The organism is Pseudomonas putida, from assembly GCF_028682175.1.
GTDB classification, from domain to species: Bacteria; Pseudomonadota; Gammaproteobacteria; order Pseudomonadales; family Pseudomonadaceae; genus Aquipseudomonas; species Aquipseudomonas putida_AD.
Genome location: NZ_JANHKS010000027.1, coordinates 12,938 through 33,931, shown reverse-complemented (window position 1 = coordinate 33,931; position 20,994 = coordinate 12,938). Strand labels below are relative to the sequence as shown.

General features: G+C 59.6%; 17 protein-coding genes. 10 read left to right on the top strand and 7 right to left on the bottom strand.

What is annotated here, in order from left to right; translation table 11 throughout:
* Positions 1 to 10 precede the first annotated feature (10 nt).
* From NPS29_RS18345 to NPS29_RS18325, 5 genes are all read right to left on the bottom strand, one after another.
* On the bottom strand, positions 11 to 280 hold the full coding sequence (locus tag NPS29_RS18345; protein ID WP_274134161.1) for a PAAR domain-containing protein: 270 nt from the start codon (positions 278 to 280) through the stop codon (positions 11 to 13).
* Positions 277 to 1,968: a type VI lipase adapter Tla3 domain-containing protein gene (locus NPS29_RS18340; RefSeq protein WP_274134160.1), complete on the bottom strand. Its 1,692-nt coding sequence runs from the start codon at positions 1,966 to 1,968 to the stop codon at positions 277 to 279. Before NPS29_RS18340 ends, NPS29_RS18345 begins: the two co-directional genes overlap by 4 nt.
* Positions 1,965 to 3,989, bottom strand: a complete 2,025-nt coding sequence (locus NPS29_RS18335; protein ID WP_274134159.1) for a T6SS effector phospholipase Tle3 domain-containing protein — start codon at positions 3,987 to 3,989, stop codon at positions 1,965 to 1,967. Before NPS29_RS18335 ends, NPS29_RS18340 begins: the two co-directional genes overlap by 4 nt.
* The gene (locus NPS29_RS18330) at positions 3,986 to 6,667 is read right to left on the bottom strand and encodes a type VI secretion system Vgr family protein (RefSeq protein WP_274134158.1); all 2,682 of its coding nucleotides are present in this window, start codon (positions 6,665 to 6,667) and stop codon (positions 3,986 to 3,988) included. The genes NPS29_RS18335 and NPS29_RS18330 overlap by 4 nt, the downstream gene beginning before the upstream one ends.
* Before the next feature lie 671 nt (positions 6,668 to 7,338).
* Positions 7,339 to 7,683 carry a helix-turn-helix domain-containing protein gene (locus NPS29_RS18325; protein ID WP_274134157.1) on the bottom strand — a complete coding sequence of 115 codons (345 nt, stop codon included), beginning with the start codon at positions 7,681 to 7,683 and terminating at the stop codon, positions 7,339 to 7,341.
* Positions 7,684 to 7,980: 297 nt separating this feature from the next.
* On the opposite strand from NPS29_RS18325, the gene NPS29_RS18320 reads away from it, so the two are divergent.
* The 4 genes from NPS29_RS18320 to cysC all read left to right on the top strand — a co-directional run bounded on the left by NPS29_RS18320 (position 7,981) and on the right by cysC (position 12,938).
* Positions 7,981 to 9,675 carry a molecular chaperone HscC gene (locus NPS29_RS18320; protein ID WP_274134156.1) on the top strand — a complete coding sequence of 565 codons (1,695 nt, stop codon included), beginning with the start codon at positions 7,981 to 7,983 and terminating at the stop codon, positions 9,673 to 9,675.
* Between the two features lie 5 nt (positions 9,676 to 9,680).
* Complete coding sequence (locus tag NPS29_RS18315) at positions 9,681 to 11,288, top strand: J domain-containing protein (RefSeq protein WP_274134155.1); 1,608 nt, start codon at positions 9,681 to 9,683, stop codon at positions 11,286 to 11,288.
* A gap of 317 nt (positions 11,289 to 11,605) precedes the next feature.
* Positions 11,606 to 12,301 carry a sulfotransferase family 2 domain-containing protein gene (locus NPS29_RS18310; RefSeq protein WP_274134154.1) on the top strand — a complete coding sequence of 232 codons (696 nt, stop codon included), beginning with the start codon at positions 11,606 to 11,608 and terminating at the stop codon, positions 12,299 to 12,301.
* Positions 12,294 to 12,938: an adenylyl-sulfate kinase gene (gene cysC / locus NPS29_RS18305; protein WP_274134153.1), complete on the top strand. Its 645-nt coding sequence runs from the start codon at positions 12,294 to 12,296 to the stop codon at positions 12,936 to 12,938. The genes NPS29_RS18310 and cysC overlap by 8 nt, the downstream gene beginning before the upstream one ends.
* Positions 12,939 to 12,945: 7 nt before the next feature.
* Here the strand turns inward: cysC and NPS29_RS18300 are convergent, their stop codons facing one another.
* On the bottom strand, positions 12,946 to 14,433 hold the full coding sequence (locus tag NPS29_RS18300) for a YdgA family protein (protein ID WP_274134152.1): 1,488 nt from the start codon (positions 14,431 to 14,433) through the stop codon (positions 12,946 to 12,948).
* Positions 14,434 to 14,611: 178 nt separating this feature from the next.
* Between NPS29_RS18300 and NPS29_RS18295 the strand changes: the two genes are divergently transcribed.
* The gene (locus tag NPS29_RS18295) at positions 14,612 to 15,304 is read left to right on the top strand and encodes an HAD-IA family hydrolase (RefSeq protein WP_274134151.1); all 693 of its coding nucleotides are present in this window, start codon (positions 14,612 to 14,614) and stop codon (positions 15,302 to 15,304) included.
* Positions 15,305 to 15,498: 194 nt separating this feature from the next.
* Positions 15,499 to 15,801 carry an addiction module antidote protein gene (locus NPS29_RS18290; protein WP_274134150.1) on the top strand — a complete coding sequence of 101 codons (303 nt, stop codon included), beginning with the start codon at positions 15,499 to 15,501 and terminating at the stop codon, positions 15,799 to 15,801.
* Between the two features lie 52 nt (positions 15,802 to 15,853).
* Here NPS29_RS18290 and NPS29_RS18285 read toward each other — a convergent pair whose 3' ends face one another.
* A complete protein-coding gene (locus NPS29_RS18285) occupies positions 15,854 to 16,819 on the bottom strand; it encodes a LysR family transcriptional regulator (protein WP_274134149.1) in 966 nt (321 codons plus the stop codon).
* A gap of 306 nt (positions 16,820 to 17,125) precedes the next feature.
* On the opposite strand from NPS29_RS18285, the gene NPS29_RS18280 reads away from it, so the two are divergent.
* From NPS29_RS18280 to NPS29_RS18265, 4 genes are all read left to right on the top strand, one after another.
* Positions 17,126 to 18,004, top strand: a complete 879-nt coding sequence (locus NPS29_RS18280) for an amino acid ABC transporter permease (RefSeq protein WP_274134148.1) — start codon at positions 17,126 to 17,128, stop codon at positions 18,002 to 18,004.
* Positions 18,005 to 18,025: 21 nt separating this feature from the next.
* Positions 18,026 to 18,790 (top strand): amino acid ABC transporter ATP-binding protein, encoded by a 765-nt coding sequence (locus NPS29_RS18275; RefSeq protein WP_274134147.1) that lies wholly within the window; start codon positions 18,026 to 18,028, stop codon positions 18,788 to 18,790.
* Between the two features lie 22 nt (positions 18,791 to 18,812).
* Entirely contained in the window at positions 18,813 to 19,634 is an 822-nt protein-coding gene (locus NPS29_RS18270; protein ID WP_274134146.1) for an ABC transporter substrate-binding protein, read from the top strand.
* Between the two features lie 160 nt (positions 19,635 to 19,794).
* Positions 19,795 to 20,979 carry an MFS transporter gene (locus NPS29_RS18265; RefSeq protein ID WP_274134145.1) on the top strand — a complete coding sequence of 395 codons (1,185 nt, stop codon included), beginning with the start codon at positions 19,795 to 19,797 and terminating at the stop codon, positions 20,977 to 20,979.
* Positions 20,980 to 20,994 lie beyond the last annotated feature (15 nt).

Below are 20,994 nucleotides of genomic sequence, written 5' to 3'. Positions count from 1 at the left end.
ACCTGCACCATCACCGAACATCCACACTCGCAGCAAAACTCGCGAGCCCATGGCAACCACATTCCAGCCGATGCCCATCCAGTACCACCGGAATGCCGTTCCTTCGCCGCTTCGGGTGACCTTCGACGAACGCGTAGATACCTAAATGCAGCGGGCAGCTGGCCTTATCCCCAAGTACCGCAGGCGTCTTACCGTTGATGAAATGGATGCCGTCCAGTTGGCACTCGACGACCGTTCCACCGCTGCTGGTAGGGTCGCCGAAACACACGGGATGGCTCACGGTTTAGGCGCTCCTGAGCCAGGGGAGCCGTATTTGAAAGGGTCGGCGCCACGGTTCTCACAGTTTTTCTCTTTGCGGGCTTCGTTCGGTGGGCGAACCATTTGCACGGTCAGGCTGCCATCGGTCCCGGCATAAACCACCGCGCTGGTGCCGCCTTCCTTGTAGCTGGCGATGGTCGCCAAGTTGATTTCCACCAGCGCGCCGCTGACCCCGGTATTGCCCAGGCGACGGCCGATGTCATAACCCTCGTTCACATTGCCCAGTTCGATGCCGTGCCCGTCCTTGTTGAAATCGTGGAGTGCATTGGTCAGGGCGATGACGACGTCAATATTGCCGGTGCTGTCGTAGAAAACGCGCACAGGTTTTTCTCCATCAGGCAACGTATCCAGGGCCTGCAACCAAGCGGCTTGCAAGGCTTTGGTTTGCAGGGTGAGTTTGAGGCGATTGCCATTTTCGTCCTGCATCGTGGCCTTGATGGGCCGATGCAGATAACCCAGGACCGGCGCGGCGTCGAATTCCTTGATCTGATGACTCGCCCAGCGAATGGGCAGCCACGGCGTCGGCTCAAAATGACTAGCGCCACGGTTGCTGATGGTTTTCCAAAGCTCGGGGAGTTGAGACTGCCAGTAGGCAGTAGACATGGTGCCGGGGGATAGGGGGGCCTCAACCCCATTGGCCCGCTCTGCTTCCTCGTACACCGAATCGAATTTCGAATCACGATCCCAATAGAAGAACCATAACTTGCCCAGATCAGTGTTTTTGTTCTGGTTATCCTCCGGATCATAGGTCGCGTATTGACGGAGATATCCGTCGACACGATCCGAACGGCTGACCAGCAGACCAGTCATGCTTTCGTAGATAGTCGGCACAACTTGCTGCTGTTTTGGCAGGCTGGGGGTACCAGGTTTGCGATAAACATCTCGCGTCAGATCGCCGTCCCGACTTGCAATGAGTGCTTGCGGGACGTCGGGGTTATCGTCGAAGAACTGAAAGAGTCGCTCGATCATGCCTTGGGCGTGGCTAGTGCTTTCATCGTCTTGCCAAAGGAACTGGGTAACGCCCAAGGTCGCCTCGTTACGACCGGTGTTAATCAGGCCTGCGGCTCGATAGGGCTTTTCATAGGGGTTTGGCGGGCCAAGTGCAAATACAGGAATGGGCCAGTACGCCACTGCTTCGCCAGCGGAGTGTTGGAATGCCACGCTGACATTGATTTCTCTGGTGATTTCACGATCACTTAAGTAAGGACCATAAGCTTTGGCATCCGATGGATAGATGGACGTGAAGTTGTTGTTGGTTTTGACGATTTCTCGCCACACAGACGACTGGTGCCAATCGTTTACCGCCAGTCCCACACCGCGTATTTCCAACGAAAACGTCCGTTGCTGGACCTCCTGTTTTTCAGCTTGTTGAGCTTCTACTTTGGCTTTATGACTTCCAGCTCCCGTTAGTTCATGGGCGACGGCCTTGCTTATCCAGTGAGTGCTAAACACCAGCAGCACGGCGCCAAGGATCGCGGCGATACCGCAGCGCATGCCTTGGTGCAGATCAACAATTTGAAAATTTTTTTCCAATGCCCGCAGATAGCTAAACAGAACGAAGCCGAGCCAGAGCGCGAGCAAAGCGACAGCGCTCCAGATATAAGCCTTTAACTTCGGTCGAAGTGATTTTTTAGGTGGGTGATCGCTCATCGTGCAGCTCCTTTTTTCACATGGCTTGTAACGAGGGACGGTGGCGTGAGCGATACAAGATCAGAAGGTGGAAACTTGCCCTTTTTGTAATACAGATAACTTGCTCTCACTAACGCCTGCGCTTCAGCACTCAGCCGTGACCACCCTGTTGATTCGGTAAGGGTTAAAAGTTGCTTTTCATCTATCTTCCAATCCGCAATCGCCACCAGCACCTCACGCATGACCGGGTCGTCCAGGCAGTGCGCCTGCCCGATGGCAATGTCCATCGCCGTGACCCAGCGATGGTTTTCCGCGCTGCGCAGGATCGCCGAGTGGTACGAATTTTCGTCCCAGGTGCTTTGGTCTTGCTCCATGCGCGCCCGCGCTTCCCGAGGGGTTTCTTCTCGCTCATGGTGAGAGTGAGTGCCCGTTGCAGAACTCGCTTTTCTAACTTCTCGGGTATGGTCTTCAAGGTTTTCGGAGAGTCCATTGAAGCGCGCCAACGCCTCCTGCTGGGTCGTGTTTGGGGCGTCGTATTCAGAAGGCATTCTGATCCACAAGAATTTGGCCGCGTCTTTGCCGAGCGCGATGCTCTTGCCCACATCGTCGGGTTTGTCTTTACCGGCAGCGGCATGACTGCCGGGAATGGCTTCTCCTCCGAACATGTCCGGCGCGTGCTGCGGGTTCAAAGCCTCACCATTAATCAGGCGCTGCTGACCTTCGGGTATGCCCGTTCTGGCTATCGCTCCTACAACAGGATCCCCACCGGGATACCGATGTTCGCCACCGGCACGAAGAAATTGAGGCTGAGGCGTCATGCCCACGCAAACTGGCTCGCCGTCCCGATAGCGCTTGGTCCACATGCGCTGATAAAACCCAAGGTTCTGCAAATACATCATCGCCGGGCGGCCATCCGACAACACATCCGGCATGCCGTAAGTACCAATGCCTTGCACCTCGGAAAGCGCAACGGTGGTGTCGTCCGGGCAAAAATACAAATAGACCTTGCCGCGATTATCGCGCTCGGGGAACACGGTCAGGTTGCCGACTTTGTCCGTGCGTGTGCCTTGCACTGAGGACCATCGCGGCCCGCTTCGGCCACCGTACGTCGTAAGGTTGCGAAGGTCCGATAACGGCGGGTGAGCGTGGGGCAATTGCGTCACTTGCGTGACGATACGAATCAGCGTGGACAACGTGTCGTGGTCACTGGGCGTGACGTTGGGCAACACGCTGTAGGGCGAGTCCACCATGATGACGGTATCGGCACATCGCTCGCCCTTCTCCACTAACAAGGCCTGCGCCAGTAACGAGATCAGCGTGCCTTGGCTATGGCCCTTGATGGTGATGGTCTCGTTAGGCGAGACGCGCCGGATTTCACTGACCAGCATCGCCAAGCGGTGAGCGGCCAGGACAAAATAATGCCGCAACGGCGCAACGGCAAAGAGCAGGTAATTATTGGGATGGGCAATTTCCAGCGCCTTGGTTTTGAAAGTGCCTTTGAAGCCCTCGCCATACATTTCATGCAAGTTGTTGGTGGCATTGGCAAAAAAACCGCCACCCTTGGCAAAGTGCCGGTCGAGGCGATTGCCATGAACATCCTGATACTGGTTGCGCATCTTGAAGGGATCACCGGCGTCATCGCGTTTGATGTGTTCGGGTGCGGCTCGGTAGCCCCAATAGAACGGAATCATTAGGCTGCGGGTTTTTGGATCGTCTGAATCGCGCCGATAAAGATGATTGTCTGGATCATCAAGTAGCTTCTCTTCTTTGTCCGTCCATGTTTCGCGAGGCATTTCTTTAGCCTTTCGGTATGCTGCCCCATACCGCCCCGCTTTCAAATCCGGCCGATCCAGCCGCTCATTAACCCCTTGGCACAAGCCGGTTTCCACAGTCTCATAAGAGGCGCCGGGGTCGTTGACGCCGTGCAGGAAAATCACTACGCCGGGAAGGTCGCGCGGAATTTCGACCCGGACATTGCCGGGGCGATTGGGGATCAATCGCGTGTTTTTCTGGGCGATGACGCTTGGTTCTGTGTCGCTCATTTTTCCTCTCCCTGTTCAGCATCGGCTTGCTCATCGCTGTCCGGCGCAGTTGAAGCGTCAGCACCGGCGTGTAGCGCTGAAACCTGAGCCTTCTGCATCCATTCCTTTTCTACGAGCTGTGTCACCCCAGCGATGTCGGTCACGCCTTTAAGCAGCGTTCCGTCCTCCAGCTTCATCTGATAAGAGCGTCCGGTCGCCACATCGGGGAGGTCATCGTTGAGGCCTGCGTAATGAAACAGCACGCACTGACTGGCCGCATCGCGCCCAAACCCCGGCATCGCCACGCTGTCAGTCTTGGGCCCTACGCAGTCATGCTCACTGGCAAATATTGTGGCCTTGCCCGACGTCCCGATCTCGATCCCGCTACCAATCTTGATGTAGCTGCCGTCGTCGGCGACGAGCCGGATAGTGGGCGCGGTCATGACGATTTCGCCTTCGGCGGCCGAGGCGTGAAGGTTCTTTTGGGCGTTGAGGGCGATGTCATTGTCCTGCGCCTGAACCAGCACCTTGCCGCGATTGGCGATGGCACTGATGCCTTCGTCCTGGGCGAAGGCGGAAATGCCTTTGCCTGCGTGCAGACGCAGGGCCGCGCCGCTGGTCATTTGCAGGTGGTCTTGCGCAGTGGTGTCGAAGTTTTCCCCGGCGTAATGCGCTTGGGAAGCGGGCGTGGCGCTGACAATCCCGGCCTCGGCAGTCAGTGCGATCAGCGGCTCGCCTCTGGCTGAACTGTCCGGGGCAGGCCATTGCTTCAAGCTGTGTTGCAGCCTGTCGATCCCGGCGTGATCTAGCACTTGCGCGCCCTGCGCGGTGGCCGTTTCCCCCAGCGACTTGAACAGGTCGGCGCATTGCCCGAGCAAATCAAGCAGGGCTTCGCGGCCCAGTTGGTTGTCCTGGGCCTGATGCTTGGCGTAGGTGCTCAGCAGCAGACCCTGGGCGGCGCGCAAGGCAATGGCGGCATTGGTGCGCAGCTCTGCGCCGTTGCCCAGGGGGCGGGCTTTGCCCTGATCGCGAGGGGTGGTGAGTTTGCCCAGATTCAGGGCGCTGTCCTGATGGGCAGTGGCAAGCCGGGTGCGCAGTTCGCCGGGAGTGTCATCGAACATCAGTTCGTTGTAGCCCGCGCCTCTATGCTCTTTGGTCTTGATGCCGGACAAGGCGTTATTGCCGGGCAGCGGTTTGTAGTCGCCTGTGTTGCTGAAGCGTGGCGAGCGATGGCCGCTGTTGTAAACGGCACCGGTGATCAGTGGCCGGTTGATGTCCCCGGCCACGAAACTCACCACCACTTCCTGACCGATGCGCGGCGTGAACTGATGACCAAAACCTTCCCCGGCGCTAGGTTGCGCCACCCGCAGCCACGCCGTGTCCTGCGCGTGGCGCTTGTCGATGTTCGGTTCATCGGGTTGTTCGCGCTGCCAGTGAAAGCGCACCTTCACCCGCGCCCACTCATCGGTCTGCACCTCGCCCAGGGCTTGTCGACCGACCACGATGGCGGTCAACGGCCCGGCCACTACCGGCCGAGGCGTCTTGCAAACAGGGCGATATGGAACGTCTCGACGAATGCAACTGAAAGTGTTGCGGTAGACCGCTTCGTCATCATCGTTGAGGTAATTGTTGCGGCCGCTGTGCTGCACGCTCAGCAGTAGGAACTCCTTGAGGCTGTTGCGTGGTGCACGGTGTTGGCGATGGGCCGTCCATGGTTGGCCGTCATGTCGGGGATGCTGGGTCAGCTCAAAGGTGTAACCGGGGACCATCGCCCGACAATTGCTTGCGCCGCGAAAGGTTTTGCCGAGCGCATGCAGGGCCTGGGCGCGCCAGCCGGCACGGCGCCCGGTGTCCTCCCAACCGCCCGCGCTGTATTGATCGGCAAACACGTAGCGCTCAAGAGGTAGGCGTTCGTTCGCAGGGCTCAGCGAACGCGTATCGCTGCGCTCCCATGTCACCGCTTGCTTATAGTCGAAGGTCGGGATGCAGATGACATCGGACTGCCGTTGGCGATGGGCCGTCCATTCACTGATGGCGTCGACGCTGGCGGGCAATGCCTCCTGGTGAAAACGGATAACGGGTTGTTGTGCAAGCGGTTTGAGCGAACTGGAATAATCCGTCACGACCAGCGTATGACCCTGCGGCGAATGCTCGAAATAGAACAGCAGACCTTCTTCTTCCAGCAGTCGCCGCACAAACTGTTGGTCGGTTTCGTTGAACTGCGTGATGCAGCTGTGCGCCCGCAGCGCCGAAGGTTGCAAAATGTCGAACCTGTAATCAGCCAGTGCGCCGTAATGAGCAAAAACCGCGTACAGGACATCGCGCACGGTGCGGTCCTGAAAGATCCGTGAGTCGGTTCGCTGGCTCAAATACCAGAGCCACGGGCTTAACGTGGCCGAGTAATAACTCAAGCCGCCGTCACTTTTCAGGTGGTTGAAAGCGGTGATATGACCATGCAGGTTGCGGCGCGCGCCATCGGCCAGTTCGATCTCAAGCAATGTGGGCTGGTCAATCAGGGTTTTGAGCTCAAGAAACGGATCGCGACTGAGCAAAGCCAGTTCGAAGCTGAACGGTTCGGAGGTCGATTCGCTGCCGGTGAAACTGTCCAGCACCAGCTCGTAATCCGATTCGGTTTGGACGGTGAGCTTGATCAGGCGACGCTTTTGAGACGAGAGAAGTGCTGCTGGATTGATGTTCATGCTGGCCTCCGGATCCTGAGGACGGCGGCCATTTATCTACTCGATGTCTGGGTCGCCTATGGGCGCCGATTGGAGCATCAGGGAGAGAGGGGTGATATCGGAAAGCGCCTGTACTCAAGTAGGACGAATCCGAAGATTAATTTTTGTATTGAAAAGGCGCGGCCGACAGAATCCTTTTTTGAAGAAAGGGGGCGGGAGTAGGGTCTGCATACCGCGCATGCAGATATGACGCCTTGTTGCGGGTTTTTGGCAGGGCACTCATGAGAGCGGGCCTGACTGGATAATCAGGTTCTACGACCTGGATGTCGGGCAAATGAACGAAGAGTTTGCAGTCCATCGGTTTTGCGTAACGTCGCCCATCACGTATCTACCCCCGCATATGCAACGAACTCACCGCCTGCACATTCCGGGCCTCGTCGAGGGACAGCGCGAAGTGCGCGTGATGGCTGAGCAGGTTTGCACGGCTGACTTTCCGGCCTTCTTTTCCAACCGCCATGGCCAGCGTTTGCGCGGGGCCCTCGCCGAGGGTCGGCCGCACCTCGTATAGGGGTGAAAGACGCCATTGGCCCTCCAGCGATATGATTGCATGGCCGCCCCCTTCAGCGTCAGCCTCCCCAGCGTCAGCAACTCTTCAGTCTGCGGATGCTCCATGTAGATATAGGCACGAGACATCAGAAGTCCTCCGGCTTGGGTTTGACCAGTCTTACCCGCCGGGACGCGAGGCTTTGGTAGGTGTCGTCGTCCTGGACATATCGGCTGATCTGCGACGACTGCTCGATCCCGTCCAGCGAGGCGAAGACCTGTTCATTGAGGCCCAGGCGCCAGAGAACGAGCATGAAAGACCGTAGGTCTATGCGTTCGGAGCCGCCTTCGATCTTGCGAAGGGTATGGGCGGAGACGCCGATGGCTTGGGTGATGTCGGACTGACGCAAGCCCAGGGCCAGGCGCCTGGCCTTGACGAGAAGTCCGATTTTGCTGAGGCTATCGGCGCAGGCGACGGGGAAGAAGGCTTCCATAATGTTCACTGAATTGAGCGTTAGGTTAGATAATATCGACTTTAGCACGCTTTAAACGATGGACTATGGCTATTTAATGTTTGCCAGAATAGACATTATCTGACTTAACACTCACTAAAGTAGATATTAAGTTTGGCCGACATTGAGGGAGTTTGTGCAGCACGGCTACGTGGACAGGGCTCAGAACGCACCCCAATCTCAAGCCCACCCCCTCCCCGCCGATAACCTCTAATCACCACCCTGTCTTTTTCGTCTACCTGATACAGACACAGCAGTCCCGCAAGGAGCACGTTCGGCATGATCGTCGGTATAGATCTTGGTACCACCAACAGCCTGGTCGCCGTCTGGCGCGATGGCGCCACGCAACTGGTCAGCAATGCGCTGGGGGAGTTGTTGACGCCTAGTGTCGTCGGGCTGGATGACGAGGGGCATGTGCTGGTGGGCAAAGCCGCTCGCGAGCGTTTGCAGACGCATCCGGATACGACTACGGCGCTGTTCAAGCGGCACATGGGCAGTGCTCATGAGGTGAAGCTGGGTGCGCGCAGTTATCGGCCGGAGGAGTTGTCGGCGCTGGTGCTCAAGAGTCTGAAGGCAGACGTGGAGCGCGCCTTTGGCGAACCGGTGACGGAGGCGGTCATCAGTGTGCCGGCGTATTTCAGCGATGCGCAGCGCAAGGCGACGCGGGTAGCCGGTGAGCTGGCGGGGCTGAAGGTCGACAAGCTGATCAACGAACCCACGGCGGCGGCCCTGGCCTACGGGCTGCATCAGAAGGAAGGCGAGACGTCCTTTCTGGTGTTCGACCTGGGCGGCGGCACCTTCGACGTGTCGATTCTGGAGTTGTTCGAGGGTGTGATGGAGGTGCGCGCCAGCGCGGGGGATAACTTCCTGGGCGGCGAGGATTTCGATCAGTTGCTGATGGAGCATTTCGTTTCGCTGCACAAGGGCGAGACGGCGTTCCCGACCATTCACTCGGTCAAGCAGGCGCTGCGCCGCGAGGCGGAGCGGGTGCGCAAGGCGCTGGGCCAGGAGGCGAGCGTCGATTTCGTGCTGCGTCACGCTGACTGCGAATGGCGCCAGAGCATCACTCAGGATCAGTTGATCAAGCTCTACACGCCGCTGCTGGACCGCCTGCGCGCGCCCATCGAGCGTGCGCTGCGGGACGCGCGTATTCGCGTCGCGGATCTGGACGAAATCCTGCTGGTGGGCGGCACCACGCGCATGCCGCTGATTCGTAAGCTGACGGCCAGTCTGTTTGGCCGCTTCCCGTCCATCACCCTCAACCCCGACGAGGTGGTGGCCCAGGGCGCGGCGATTCAAGCGGCGCTCAAGGCTCGGGACTCGGCGCTGGAAGAAGTGGTGCTGACGGATGTCTGCCCTTACACGCTGGGCATCGAAGTGTCGCGCACCATGGGCAAGGTTCAGGAGGCAGGCCATTACCTGCCGATCATCGAGCGCAACAGCGTGGTGCCGGTGAGCCGGGTGAAAACGGTGAACACCCTGCAGGACAACCAGCGCCACGTGATCGTGAATATTTTCCAGGGTGAAAGCCGGCTGGTGAAGGACAACATCGCGCTGGGCGAACTGGAAATCCAGGTGCCGCCGCACAAAGCGGGCGAGGTCGAGATCGACGTGCGTTTCACCTACGACAGCAACGGCATCCTGGAAGCCGACGTGCGCATCCCCATGACCGGCGAGGCGCACACGCTGGTCATCGAGAACAACCCCGGCGTGCTGTCTGCCGCCGAGATACAGGAGCGGCTCAAGGTGCTGGAGTCCTTGAAGATCCATCCACGCGAGCAGCAGGTGAACACCCACATGGTGGCGCGTCTGGAGCGGCTGTATCAGGAATACCTGGGTGATGCCCGCGAGTTGATCGGCATGTGGGCCAGCCAGTTCCAGCAGGTGCTGGAAACTCAGGATGAACGCCAGATCGGCGAGGTGCGCAAGCGTCTGGTCGAGCAGGTGGACCGGTTCGAACGCGGGGAGTGGTAAGCCAGATGGATCATTGGAGCGTTCTTGAACTGGACCGCGATGCTGACGAGCGCAGCATCAAGCGTCAGTACGCCAGGCTGTTGAAGGTCAATCGTCCGGACGACGATCCGCAGGCGTTTCAGCGCCTGCGCGAAGCCTATGAACATGCGCTGAACTGGGCGCGGATGCGCGAGTACGAAGACGAGGAAGAGTACGTTGAGGTCGAGACTTCCTCGATCAGCGACGAGCCTGAAATCGCGCCGCAGCAGATGAGTGCCGAGCAGCCCGCGCTGACCGATTGGGGCCCGACGTCTTCGGAGCTCGCCGCCAAGCTGGCACTGGAGCTGGCCAGCCACACGACCGACAGCAACCTGCAGCAACAGTATCTGCAAGCCCAGGAGCAAGGCTGCGCGGCACCGTTCCAGCAGGCGTTGCTCAACCGTTGCCTGCAGGACCCCAAGGCCAATATTCCCCTGCTGCAGGCGGGTATTGCGCACCTGCACTGGCTGACGCCCTGGCAAACCACGCCCATCAACCCCGATCAGGAAGGCTGGCTGACCGAAGCCTTGCTGGACGACCAGCGCGAGGGCTTCGAGGCGTCGCTGGCCAAGGGCGACGAGCGTGGTCTGTTCGGTGCCATCGAAACCTTGAGCCGCCAGCCGTGGCTCAATGCCCTGGAGCGCCGCCAGCAGTTGTATCGCTGGATGCTGGTGTTTCTGCACAACACCCAGGGCTGGTCGCCATCGCTGTTCGACCGGATCTGCACCTTGTTTGGCTGGGACATCAACAGCCGCACGACACCGCAGCCCGATTTCATCTGGCACGGCCTGATCGAGCGTTGCGAGAAACAGGAGTACCTCAAGCAGCTTCAGCGCAGCCTGATCCGTGGCTCGACCCGCACCGATGAGCAGGCCGCCGTACTGGTGCTCGACCCACCCGCCAGCAATGCCGAGCGTGTGCACCTGGTGCGCAACGGCAATGCCGATCTGTGGGAAGCCTGCGAGCTGTTGTGCAGCAAGTTGAGCCATCGCTTCCCGGACCTGCTGGAGCATTTCCCCAATGCCGACCTGCAAGGCTGGCGTGAATTGCACACGCGCCCGGTTCACGTGCGCCGCTGGCTGTGGATTGGCTGGATACTCATGGCGCTGACCTGCACCCTGCCGCAGCACATGCTGTCGCGGCCGACCTCGTTTGCGGATGTCGCGGCACTCTTGGGTGTGTACCCGGTGCTGATGACTGCGGTGTGCATGTTCGTCATGCGCATCTGGGGGCCGGTCGCGACCGCCCTGCAACCTCAGGACGAGTGGCTGAGCAGCCGGTTGCTGCCGGATTGGCTGAGCTGGCCTGGGTGCCAGGCGCTGGTGATTCGTCACGGCGTGCCGCTGGCGCTTGCGAGCTACATCGGTTCGCAAGTGGGGGCGTGGGCATCGGGGTGCTTTGCAGTGCTTATGCTGCTGTGGATATTTGCCTCGCCCGGACGCTATCCGAAGGCATATGCGGCGCTGCGCGAGAAGATCGGTGAGCGGTTTGCCAGGGTGAAACGCGGGCCGCTGATATTTGCCGCGGTGGTGCTGGTGTTTACGGCGTACAAGGCGCTGACCTATCCGGAATTTCAGGTCTGGTTCACTCGGTAAGCCTGTAGGAGCGCGCTTGCCCGCGATTGCGTCGTGTCATTCAACACATTTGGCACAGGCAGATCGCGGTCGCGGGCAAGCGCGCTCCTACAAGGTGAGCGGTGATTCACAAAACAGATACTTTTTAACAGTAAGGAAAACAGCCAGTTAGTGCATGTTACAAAACCCAAAACAGGAACATGTAACAACAACCATACAAGCTATACATTCATCAGTTGAACTTCCCACTTACGTAAAGTATTTGCAAAGTTCGCCCCGCCCGTTATAACTGCCTGTAACCTGAAATTCGCTACATACCTCGTTACAGGTCACCTCTCATGAATCACCTACTCTGGAAGTTGTTTCCAAAGAGCCACCGCGAGTTTCTGCTGGAGCGGCTTTCTGTCGTCGACCGCCAGGTGGTCAACAAGACGCTGTCGCGCAAGGCCCGGTTTCCCGAGGCTTTCGACCATTTCGAATGCATTTTCATCCACGTCCCCAAGTGCGCTGGCAGCAGCGTGGCGATGTCGATATTTGGCGACACGCCCACCGGTCATCTGCCGTTGTACTGGTATGAGAAGCAGTTCAAAGACCGCTATGAGCAATACTTCAAGTTTGGCTTTGTACGCGATCCATTACATCGAGCACTGTCGGCTTATCGTTACTTACTGCAAAATCCGCAGCCCCGGGATAGAGCGGCTTACGAGTTGGTCAGCCGTTATTCGCGCTTCGACGCATTCGTGGATGGCTGGCTGCATCCGGAAAACGTATCGAAACAAATACATTTCGCGCCGCAATATCATTTTCTGCAAAACAGCATGGGCCAGATCGCCGTCGATTTCATTGGCCGCCAGGAACACCTGGAGTCGGATTTCGCCGCCCTCTGCGAGCACTTGGATATCAGCGCTCAACTGCGCCACCTCAACCGCTCGCCCGGCCCGCGCTATCAGACCGCCGGCCTGTGTTCCGACGCCTCGCGCAAGCGAATCCGCGAGGTCTACGCCCGAGACTACGAGTTGTTTTCCTATGATTGAGCCACGTCCGACCATCATCGCCTCGCCCCTGTCCGTGGGCCAGGACGAGCGTGAATCGCTCAAGCGCCAGCGCGCCTGCTGCATCTGGTTCACGGGGCTGTCCGGGGCCGGCAAGACCACCCTGGGAAACCGGCTGGACCAGACACTCGTCGCCCACGGCCTGCACAGTTACCTGCTTGACGGAGATCGCCTGCGTCGGGGCCTGTGCCAGGATCTGGGCATGTGCGAGCAGAGCCGTCGGGAAAATGTCCGGCGCATCGGCGAGGTCGCGAAGCTCATGGTGGACGCGGGGCTGATCGTGATCGTTTCGGCGATTTCGCCGTATCGCGAAGACCGCGATGCCTGTCGCCAGCATTTCGCCGAGGGGCAGTTCATCGAGGTGCACGTCAACACGCCGCTGAGCGAATGCATGCGCCGCGATGCGAAGGGGCTGTACAAGGCTGTGCGCGAAGGACGGATCCGCAACTTCACCGGCATCGACAGCCCTTACGAGCCGCCGATCGAGCCGGAGTACGTAGTCGATACCAGCGTGGAAAACGGCGACCAGTTCATCGACCAACTGCTTGCGCAACTGCTCGAAACCCGGCCGCCAAGTGCTTACCGCGCGTTCACCGGCTCACACGCGCTGGCAAGATAACGGTGGTTCATTGCCCGCCGTTGAGCATGACCACTTTACCCATCATCGCGGCGGCAAATTGCTGGGCGCTCATCTTCACGCCGTTGAAATCCACCACATCATCGGCGTAATGCAGATTGGAGACGATGTTGTCGCCTTCGACCTTGCCCACTTGCAGCATCACCGCCATGCCACCGACCGATTCGGCCGTGCCTTGGGCGTGCTGCGCGATGGCGGCGGGGTCGGTCTGGCCGGCAGATTTGGCCTGCAGCGCGGCCAGGTCCTGAATCATCGGCTTGGACAGCACCAGCCTGGCGTCCAGTTGGGTCAGCAGTTGCTTGAGCAGTTGCGCGCCAGGCTGGTCGAGGGAAGTCGGGTTGGCCAGGTCCATCGCCAGGCTGAAATGGCTTTCGCCGCTTGCGGTCTTGAGGGACAGCTTTTCCAGCTCGATATGGGGTTTGGCGGCCAGCAGCTTGCCGACTTCAGCCTGCACCAGCGCCTGGTCCGCTGCGCTCAAATGTGGCGTATAGGATTCGCCCATCGCCGCTGCGGCCTGGGCCTGCGGCTGGACTTTTTCCTGGTAGATCTTCAGCAGGGCCTTGGTTGAGTCGATGTCGAAGTTGGCGAATTTCCAGAGCATCCGCGCAGAGCCGATCTCCTTGCCATCGACGTTGATCGTGCCGATGTCGTAGCTCACCTGGGCGTTCAGGTTGCCTTCGACTTCCTGCAAGAGGCTGGTGTTGACGAAGTTCTTGAACTCGATCGGCGGGCGACCGGCAGCTTCGAACATCGCCGAGCTTGCCTTCGCATCGCTGTGGCCCAGATAGAAGCCGGACTTGCCTTTGGTGCCACCGGTGTTGAACGTCAGATCGCGCAGGCTCAGTTTGACCGGGCCCTCTTCGGAGGTGGCGGTCACGTCCAGGCTACCCAACAGGCCGTTGGCTTCAAGCTTCTCGCCATCGGCGCTGCCAGTGGCATTGAGGGTAAAGCCAGAGAAGCTGAACGAGCCTTGCTGGTTGCTGAACTGGAACGGTCGCACCTCGACGCGCCCTTTGGTGGCGCGGTCGTAGCCCATGCTGAAATGCCCGGTCAGCGGCGGCTGGTCGCCCGTCATGGCGAACCATTTTTCGGCGTAGAGGTTCTTCTCCAACTGCGTGTTGCTGGCGGCCATTGCCGGCACCAGTTGCAGGGATTTCACGCGGCTCCATGGAAACGGGCCGTGCTCGATGTTATCCACGAACAGCAACACGACCGGCTGGCCGTCGTTGAGTTTTGGCGTCTGGAAAGTAAGCTTGTAATGCGCGGTGCTGGTGAAGAAGTGGCGTTCCAGGGAAACCAGTTGCACGCTCCCGCTGCCCTGGTGGCCGACAAGCGCAGCCTGCATCTGCTGATTGGCCTGGGCAACCGCATCACCGAGCACGCCCTCAAGACGCGTCCCTGTGTACCAGGCGCCTGCGGTGATGACAGCGCCTGCAACCACGACGATGCCTACGGCAAATTTGGCTGATTTATTCATGTATTGGCTCGAAGATGTCCGTTCTTGAAAAGAAATCGTGTCTTCCCTGACCCCGAAGGGCGGCGAGACCTGCGCCGAGGTTAGCACCTGCCGAGGGTATTTTGCAGTCGTTGCGCCTAGCCATGGCCCTTGCACCAGCGTTAGGCTGGGTTTCAATCTGCGATAAGGGATCGATGAGATGAGCGACACGCGCAAGCCCAAGGGACCGATCAAGGCGGTGATCTTCGACATGGACGGCCTGCTGCTGGACACCGAGGGCATCTACACCGAAGTGACCAACACCATCGCCAACTGGCACGGCAAGACCTTCGACTGGTCCGTCAAACAGCACTCCATCGGCCGCGGCTCGCAGGACTTCGCCGAATACGTGATCGGCGCGCTTGAATTGCCGATGTCTGCAGACGAATTTCTCACCGTGCGCCAGCCCATGCTCGACGAGCGCTTCCCTCACGCCCAGCCGATGCACGGCGCCGAAGCGCTGGTGCGTCATCTGGCCGAGCACAACATTCCGATTGCCGTGGGCACCAGTTCCTCGCTGCACTACTTCCACGTGAAGACGAGCAACCACCGTTCCTGGTTCGAGCTGTTCAGGCACGTGGTGACGGCTGACCACCAGGACGTGACCGCCGCCAAGCCTGCGCCGGACATCTTCCTGGTCGCCGCGCGCAATCTGGGCGTAGATCCTGCCGATTGCCTGGTGTTCGAGGACTCGCCCTTTGGCGTGACAGCCGCCAAGACAGCCGGAATGTACGCCGTAGCCGTGCCGGGCTCGAACATGCCCGCCGAGCAGTACGCCCACGCCGACCTGATGCTGGGGTCGCTGGCTGAGTTTCCGCTGGAAGACTGGGGCTTGCCGGGGTATGGCCGCTGAGGGCGCCCACATTCCTGTAGCAGCACGGCTTGCCAGCGGGGCGTTTTCAAGATCGCTCCCGCTGGCAAGCCATGCTGCTACGGGCATAGGCAACCAAATTGCCACCACTAGGCTCTCGGTCATAGCGTCCGATCAATTCACATCTAGCGGGTAAACATGGGATGTACCAACCACCTCACCCAACGGAGAAAGCCATGACCAGATCACGTGATCACGACGATACAGTCATTGCGATGATTCGGGATGATCCACAATTCGCGGCGGAATATCTCCGGATCGCGTTCGAGGAGTTGGACCAGGAAGGCGGTGAGTCTGCCTTTCTGTCAGCCTTGAGGCATGTGGTTGAAGCACGCGGCGGCCTGGCCGTGATAGCAGAGAAAACCGGGCTCTCCCGTGAAAGCCTGCGTCGGGCACTCGCCCCAAGCGGCAATCCAACCTTGAAAACAATGCGCCGGGTTGTCCACGCAACCGGGCTGACATTTGCAGCTATCGCCTGATTGCCGACGCTTTGCAGGCAAGCTCCCGCACAGCGAGCGAACTCGACCGCGCCTACACCTCCCGCTTCAAATCCACCCCCAACGCCTGTGCGAACGCTTTGACCAGCGGGCTGCGTGGGGCGTTGTGGCGCAGGATGAGGTTGAAGGGGGTGCGCAGGTGGATGAGGTCCGGGCGCAGGGCGCGTAGTTGGCCGTCGCGAACCAGGTTTCGGGCGTAGTGCTCCGGGAGGAAGCCGATGAAGCGTCCTGTCAGGATCAGGATCGCCACGGCTTCGACCTGTGAAGCGGACGCTGACTGGCTGTCGTAGTTGACGAAACTGGCCTTGTCCCGGTGGATTGCGTAACGGTGGTTGATGACCTGATGGTGGCGCAGGCTGTCGACGTCTAGCGCCTGGTCGTCGGCGTCGAACAGCGGATGCCCCTCGGCGCAGTAGGCGTGGGCATGTTCTTCGTACAACTCGAAATAGTCGAACTCTTCGCGGCGCTGGTAGACCGGCACGATCCCGACGGTCAGCCGACCTTCGACCACCCCGCGTTCGATTTCATCAAGTTGCGAAGCATGCAGGCGCAGTCTTACTTTGGGCGCTTCATCGTGCATTGTTCGAAGCGATGTTATTAAGGGCGAACTTTTATCGGACATCGTGTTGTCGATAACGCCGATACTCAAGTCTCCGATCAGTTCGTTCTGCGCCGAACTTATGCGGTCGCGGAAAGTGTCCACCGAGGCAAATAGTTCGATGGCGGCCTGATAGACCAGCTTGCCTTCTTCGGTCAGATGAAACCCTTCCCGGCCCCGGGTACACAGCCGCATGCCGATGCGGATTTCAAGGTCCGAAATCTGTTTGCTGATCGCGGCGAGCCCCACGTTCAGCTCGTTCTGCGCGGCGCTGAAGCCGCCGGCCTCGACCACCGCCTGAAACACTCGCAGCAGTTTGAAGTCCATCCCGCTTAAGGAAATGGGTGGGCGATAGCCCGGTTGGGGTGGCACGTTTCCAGAAGTGGAAAGTGGAGTTTCCATAATGCTGATTTACCTCGCCCGTCATATTCAACAGGCTTTGACCCACAACAAAAACATGCCCGAATGACAATAATGACCACAGAAAATGGCGATTGGCAACCATCGACTCGACGCCCGGATCACTGACCCGGCCGCTGATCTAAGCCCCATGAAACCTGACACTTCGATCAGGACTTTTGACGCAAGACTGCCCCTCACTCTCAGCGAACACCCAGCCCCGAAAGCGTGCCCGAACACACTGACCGGCCCGACGATGACTCGCTGAAATCGAATACGCACGGCCAGCACACGCTTCGGAGACACACCATGAACCAGAACCAGGCAGAGCGTCTGCAAGCCGAACGCAAGAAGACCGAGAACGAGTTCGACATCACCCAGTACGAACACGTGCCGCGTCGCTACTACGGCCGGATCTTCTTCGCCACACTGATCGTCATCGCCCTGGCGGGCCTGGCCCGGGCATTTGCCAACGGGCAGATCGAGTGGGGCTACATCGGCCAGTTCCTGACTTCCGAAGCCATTCTGTGGGGCCTGGTGAACACCATCGTCATGTCGATTCTGGCGATGATCCTGGGCGTGGTGATCGGCGTGATCACCGCGATCATGCGCATGTCGGCCAACCCGATCCTGCGCTATGTGGCCATCACCTACACCTGGCTGTTTCGCGGCACGCCGCTGATCCTGCAACTGCTGCTGTGGTTCAACCTGGCGCTGATTTTCCCGGTGATCGGCATCCCCGGCGTGTTCCAGCTCGATACAGTGAGCCTGATGACGCCGTTCGTGGCCGCGCTGCTCGGCCTGTCGATCAACCAGGGCGCGTACACCGCCGAAGTGGTGCGAGCCGGGCTGCTGTCGGTGGACACCGGCCAGTATGAAGCGGCCAAATCCATCGGCATGCCGCGCCTGCAAGCGCTGCGCCGGGTGATCCTGCCCCAGGCCATGCGCGTGATCATTCCGCCGGTGGGCAACGAATTCATCAGCATGGTGAAGATGACCAGCCTGGCCAGCGTCATCCAGTACTCCGAACTGCTGCACAACGCGCAGAACATCTACTACGCCAACGCCCGCGTGATGGAGCTGCTGATCGTCGCCGGCATCTGGTACCTGGCCGTGGTCACGGTGTTGTCGTTCGGTCAAAGCCGCCTGGAGCTGCGTTTCGCTCGCGGCGCCGGCAAGCGTTCGTAAGTCAGGCCCTGGAGAACAAGCATGAGAAGCATCGTCAAAGCCGTCGGCCTGAACAAATACTACGACCAGTTCCACGCCCTCAAGGACGTCAGCATCGAGGTCGAACAGGGCGAAGTGCTGTGCATCATCGGGCCTTCGGGCTCGGGTAAGAGCACCCTGCTGCGCTGCGTGAACCAGTTGGAAAAGATTGACAAGGGCGGCCTGTGGGTCGATGGCGAGCTGGTGGGTTATCGCGTGGTCGGCAACAAGCTGCATGAACTGACTGACGCGCAAGTCGCCCGCCAGCGGCTGAGCACCGGCATGGTGTTCCAGCGTTTCAACCTGTTTCCGCACATGACGGCGCTGCAGAACGTCATCGAAGGCCCGATCCAGGTGCTCAAGCGCTCGCCCAAGGAAGCCAACGAGGAAGCAATCGAATTGCTCGCTCGCGTCGGGCTTGCGGACAAGCGCCATTCCTATCCCGTCGAACTGTCGGGCGGGCAGCAACAGCGCGTGGCGATTGCCCGCGCGCTGGCCATGCGGCCCAAGCTGATGCTGTTCGACGAGCCCACTTCCGCCCTCGACCCGGAGCTGGTTGGCGAAGTGTTGTCGGTGATGCGCGATCTGGCGCACAGCGGCATGACCATGATCGTCGTGACCCATGAGCTGGGCTTCGCTCGCGAAGTGTCCAACCGCATGGTGTTCATGGACGGCGGCCAGATTGTGGAGGCCGGTAGCCCCGAAGACATTCTAATAAGCCCACAAAACCCACGAACCCAAAGCTTCATTTCTGCCGTTCGCACCTAAACCAGAACAAACGAGAACGACCATGAAAAAACTGATCCTCCCTACTTTGCTCGCGGGCCTGATGGCTTCTGCGTCGGTCTTCGCCGCTGCGCCCACTGGCCTCAAGGAACCTGGCGTCATCACGGCGGCCATCGTGCCGAATTACCCGCCGATGGACTTCAAGGACACCACCACCAACACCCTGACGGGCCTCGATGTGGACCTGGGCAACGCGCTGTCCGAGCGTCTGGGCGTGAAGATCAACTGGCAGGAAACCGCGTTCGAGCAGATGGTCAGCGGCCTGGTGACCAAGCGCTTCGACATCATCCTGTCGGGCATGACCGACACCGCCGAGCGCCAGAAGTCGGTGACCTTCATCGATTACTTCACCAGCGGCCCGCAGCTGTACACGCTGACCAAGAATACCGAACTCAATCATCCTGAAGACCTGTGCGGCAAGAAAGTCGGCACCAGCCGGCGCACCACCTGGCCGGCTGAAATCGCTGCGTGGAGCAAGGAAAACTGCGAGGCCAAAGGCAAACCGGCCATCGTCGTCAGCGGCTCCGAAGGTTCGGCCGACGCTCGCGCTCAATTGCGCCAGGGCCGTCTGGACGCCGCCATGCAAGGCAGCGAAACCATTCCGTACCTGATGTCCCAGGAAAAGGACACCTACAAGCCGATCGGCCTGGCGATTTCCAAGCAGTTCACCGGGCTTGGCGTGAACAAGTCCAACCCTGAGCTGGCCCAGGCTATAGCCGAAGCGATGCAGGCGATGGTCGACGACGGCACCTACGGCAAGATCCTCAAGAAGTGGGAGCTTGAGCAGGGTGCGGTGAGCAAGGTGGGGATGAATCAGGGGCAGTAACTCCCCGGTTCCTACAGTGGTACGCGGACAACTGTAGGAGTGAGCTTGCTCGCGATGGCGGTGGATCAGGCGCCAAACATTGCACAGATAGATCGCAATCGCGAGCAAGCTCACTCCTACAGGATCGGCGTCATGTTCAAACAAGGACATAAGAACAACAGTGGCCACCTACTCCCTCGTCATCCGTCGCCTGATGGTCTGTTCGCTGACCATCGTCATGAGCCGGGCGATGACCAGTCCCTTGCTCACGCTGTTCCTGAGCACAAAGCTGGGCCTGAACCAGCAGGACGTCGGGCTGTTGATGGGCATCGCGGTGTTTCTCGCGACGCTGCTGGGGCTGTACGGCGGCTACATCATCGACCGCCTGGAGAAGCGCAAGCTGCTGATTCTGGCGATGCTCTCCAGCTCCATCGGCTTCACCCTGCTGACCTTTGCCAGCAACGTCTACCTGACCACCCTGACCCTGGTCATCACCGAAACCGCGTCGGCACTCTTTCTCATCGGCTCCAAAGCCATCATCAGTGAGAACCTGCCCATCGGCCAGCGCGCCAAGGTGTTTTCCCTGCGCTACACCCTGACCAACATCGGCTACGCCACTGGTCCCATGCTCGGCGTACTGATTGCCGGACAACTGCCCTTGGCGCCCTTTTTCATCGCTGCGGCCATCGCTTTCGGCAGCGTGTTCCTGATGATCGGCATTCCGCCGACCGTGGCGGACAACGAGAACCAGCCGCGCAGCTTTCTCGACACCCTCGCCACGTTGAAGAACGACCGCACGCTGATTCTATTCACCGGCGGCAGCCTGCTCAGCACCATCGTGCATGGGCGTTACACGCTGTACCTCTCGCAGTTCCTGTTGGTCACCCACACCTCGGAACAGGCACTGAAAATCCTCTCCGCCGTGCTGGCGTGCAACGCGATCACGGTGATTCTGATGCAGTACCAGATCGGCCGTTTTCTCAAGCGCGAGCAGTTGCCGTACTGGATCTGCCTGGGCACTGCGCTGTTCGCCCTCGGCCTGTTCGGCTTCAGTTTCGCCCAGACCACCCTGGCCTGGTGCGCGGCGATGTTCGTGTTCACCCTGGGCGAGATGATCATCTATCCGGCCGAGTACCTGTTCGTCGACACCATCGCCCCCGAGCATCTGCGCGGCAGCTACCTGGGCGCGCAGAACCTCGCGGCATTCGGCGGCGCCATGAGCCCGGTGATCTGCGGTTATTTATTGATCAATTCGCCAGCACCAACGATGTTTTATGTGTTGGCGGGGCTCACGGCGGTGGGAGGGACGCTGTGCTTTCTCGCGGGGCGGCGTGCAAAGCTCACGCATCCTGACCTCCCCATCTGATCCCCGCCGAAACCT

Bases quoted from the DNA above. Each gene is read 5' to 3' on its own strand.
- NPS29_RS18330 (WP_274134158.1), bottom strand. From the start codon at position 6,667: ATGAACATCAATCCAGCAGCACTTCTCTCGTCTCAAAAGCGTCGCCTG.
- NPS29_RS18295 (WP_274134151.1), top strand. From the start codon at position 14,612: ATGAGCGACACGCGCAAGCCCAAGGGACCGATCAAGGCGGTGATCTTC.
- NPS29_RS18270 (WP_274134146.1), top strand. From the start codon at position 18,813: ATGAAAAAACTGATCCTCCCTACTTTGCTCGCGGGCCTGATGGCTTCT.
- NPS29_RS18325 (WP_274134157.1), bottom strand. From the start codon at position 7,683: ATGGAAGCCTTCTTCCCCGTCGCCTGCGCCGATAGCCTCAGCAAAATC.
- NPS29_RS18340 (WP_274134160.1), bottom strand. From the start codon at position 1,968: ATGAGCGATCACCCACCTAAAAAATCACTTCGACCGAAGTTAAAGGCT.
- NPS29_RS18335 (WP_274134159.1), bottom strand. From the start codon at position 3,989: ATGAGCGACACAGAACCAAGCGTCATCGCCCAGAAAAACACGCGATTG.
- NPS29_RS18285 (WP_274134149.1), bottom strand. From the start codon at position 16,819: ATGGAAACTCCACTTTCCACTTCTGGAAACGTGCCACCCCAACCGGGC.
- NPS29_RS18280 (WP_274134148.1), top strand. From the start codon at position 17,126: ATGAACCAGAACCAGGCAGAGCGTCTGCAAGCCGAACGCAAGAAGACC.
- NPS29_RS18300 (WP_274134152.1), bottom strand. From the start codon at position 14,433: ATGAATAAATCAGCCAAATTTGCCGTAGGCATCGTCGTGGTTGCAGGC.
- cysC (WP_274134153.1), top strand. From the start codon at position 12,294: ATGATTGAGCCACGTCCGACCATCATCGCCTCGCCCCTGTCCGTGGGC.
- NPS29_RS18320 (WP_274134156.1), top strand. From the start codon at position 7,981: ATGATCGTCGGTATAGATCTTGGTACCACCAACAGCCTGGTCGCCGTC.
- NPS29_RS18275 (WP_274134147.1), top strand. From the start codon at position 18,026: ATGAGAAGCATCGTCAAAGCCGTCGGCCTGAACAAATACTACGACCAG.
- NPS29_RS18315 (WP_274134155.1), top strand. From the start codon at position 9,681: ATGGATCATTGGAGCGTTCTTGAACTGGACCGCGATGCTGACGAGCGC.
- NPS29_RS18310 (WP_274134154.1), top strand. From the start codon at position 11,606: ATGAATCACCTACTCTGGAAGTTGTTTCCAAAGAGCCACCGCGAGTTT.
- NPS29_RS18290 (WP_274134150.1), top strand. From the start codon at position 15,499: ATGACCAGATCACGTGATCACGACGATACAGTCATTGCGATGATTCGG.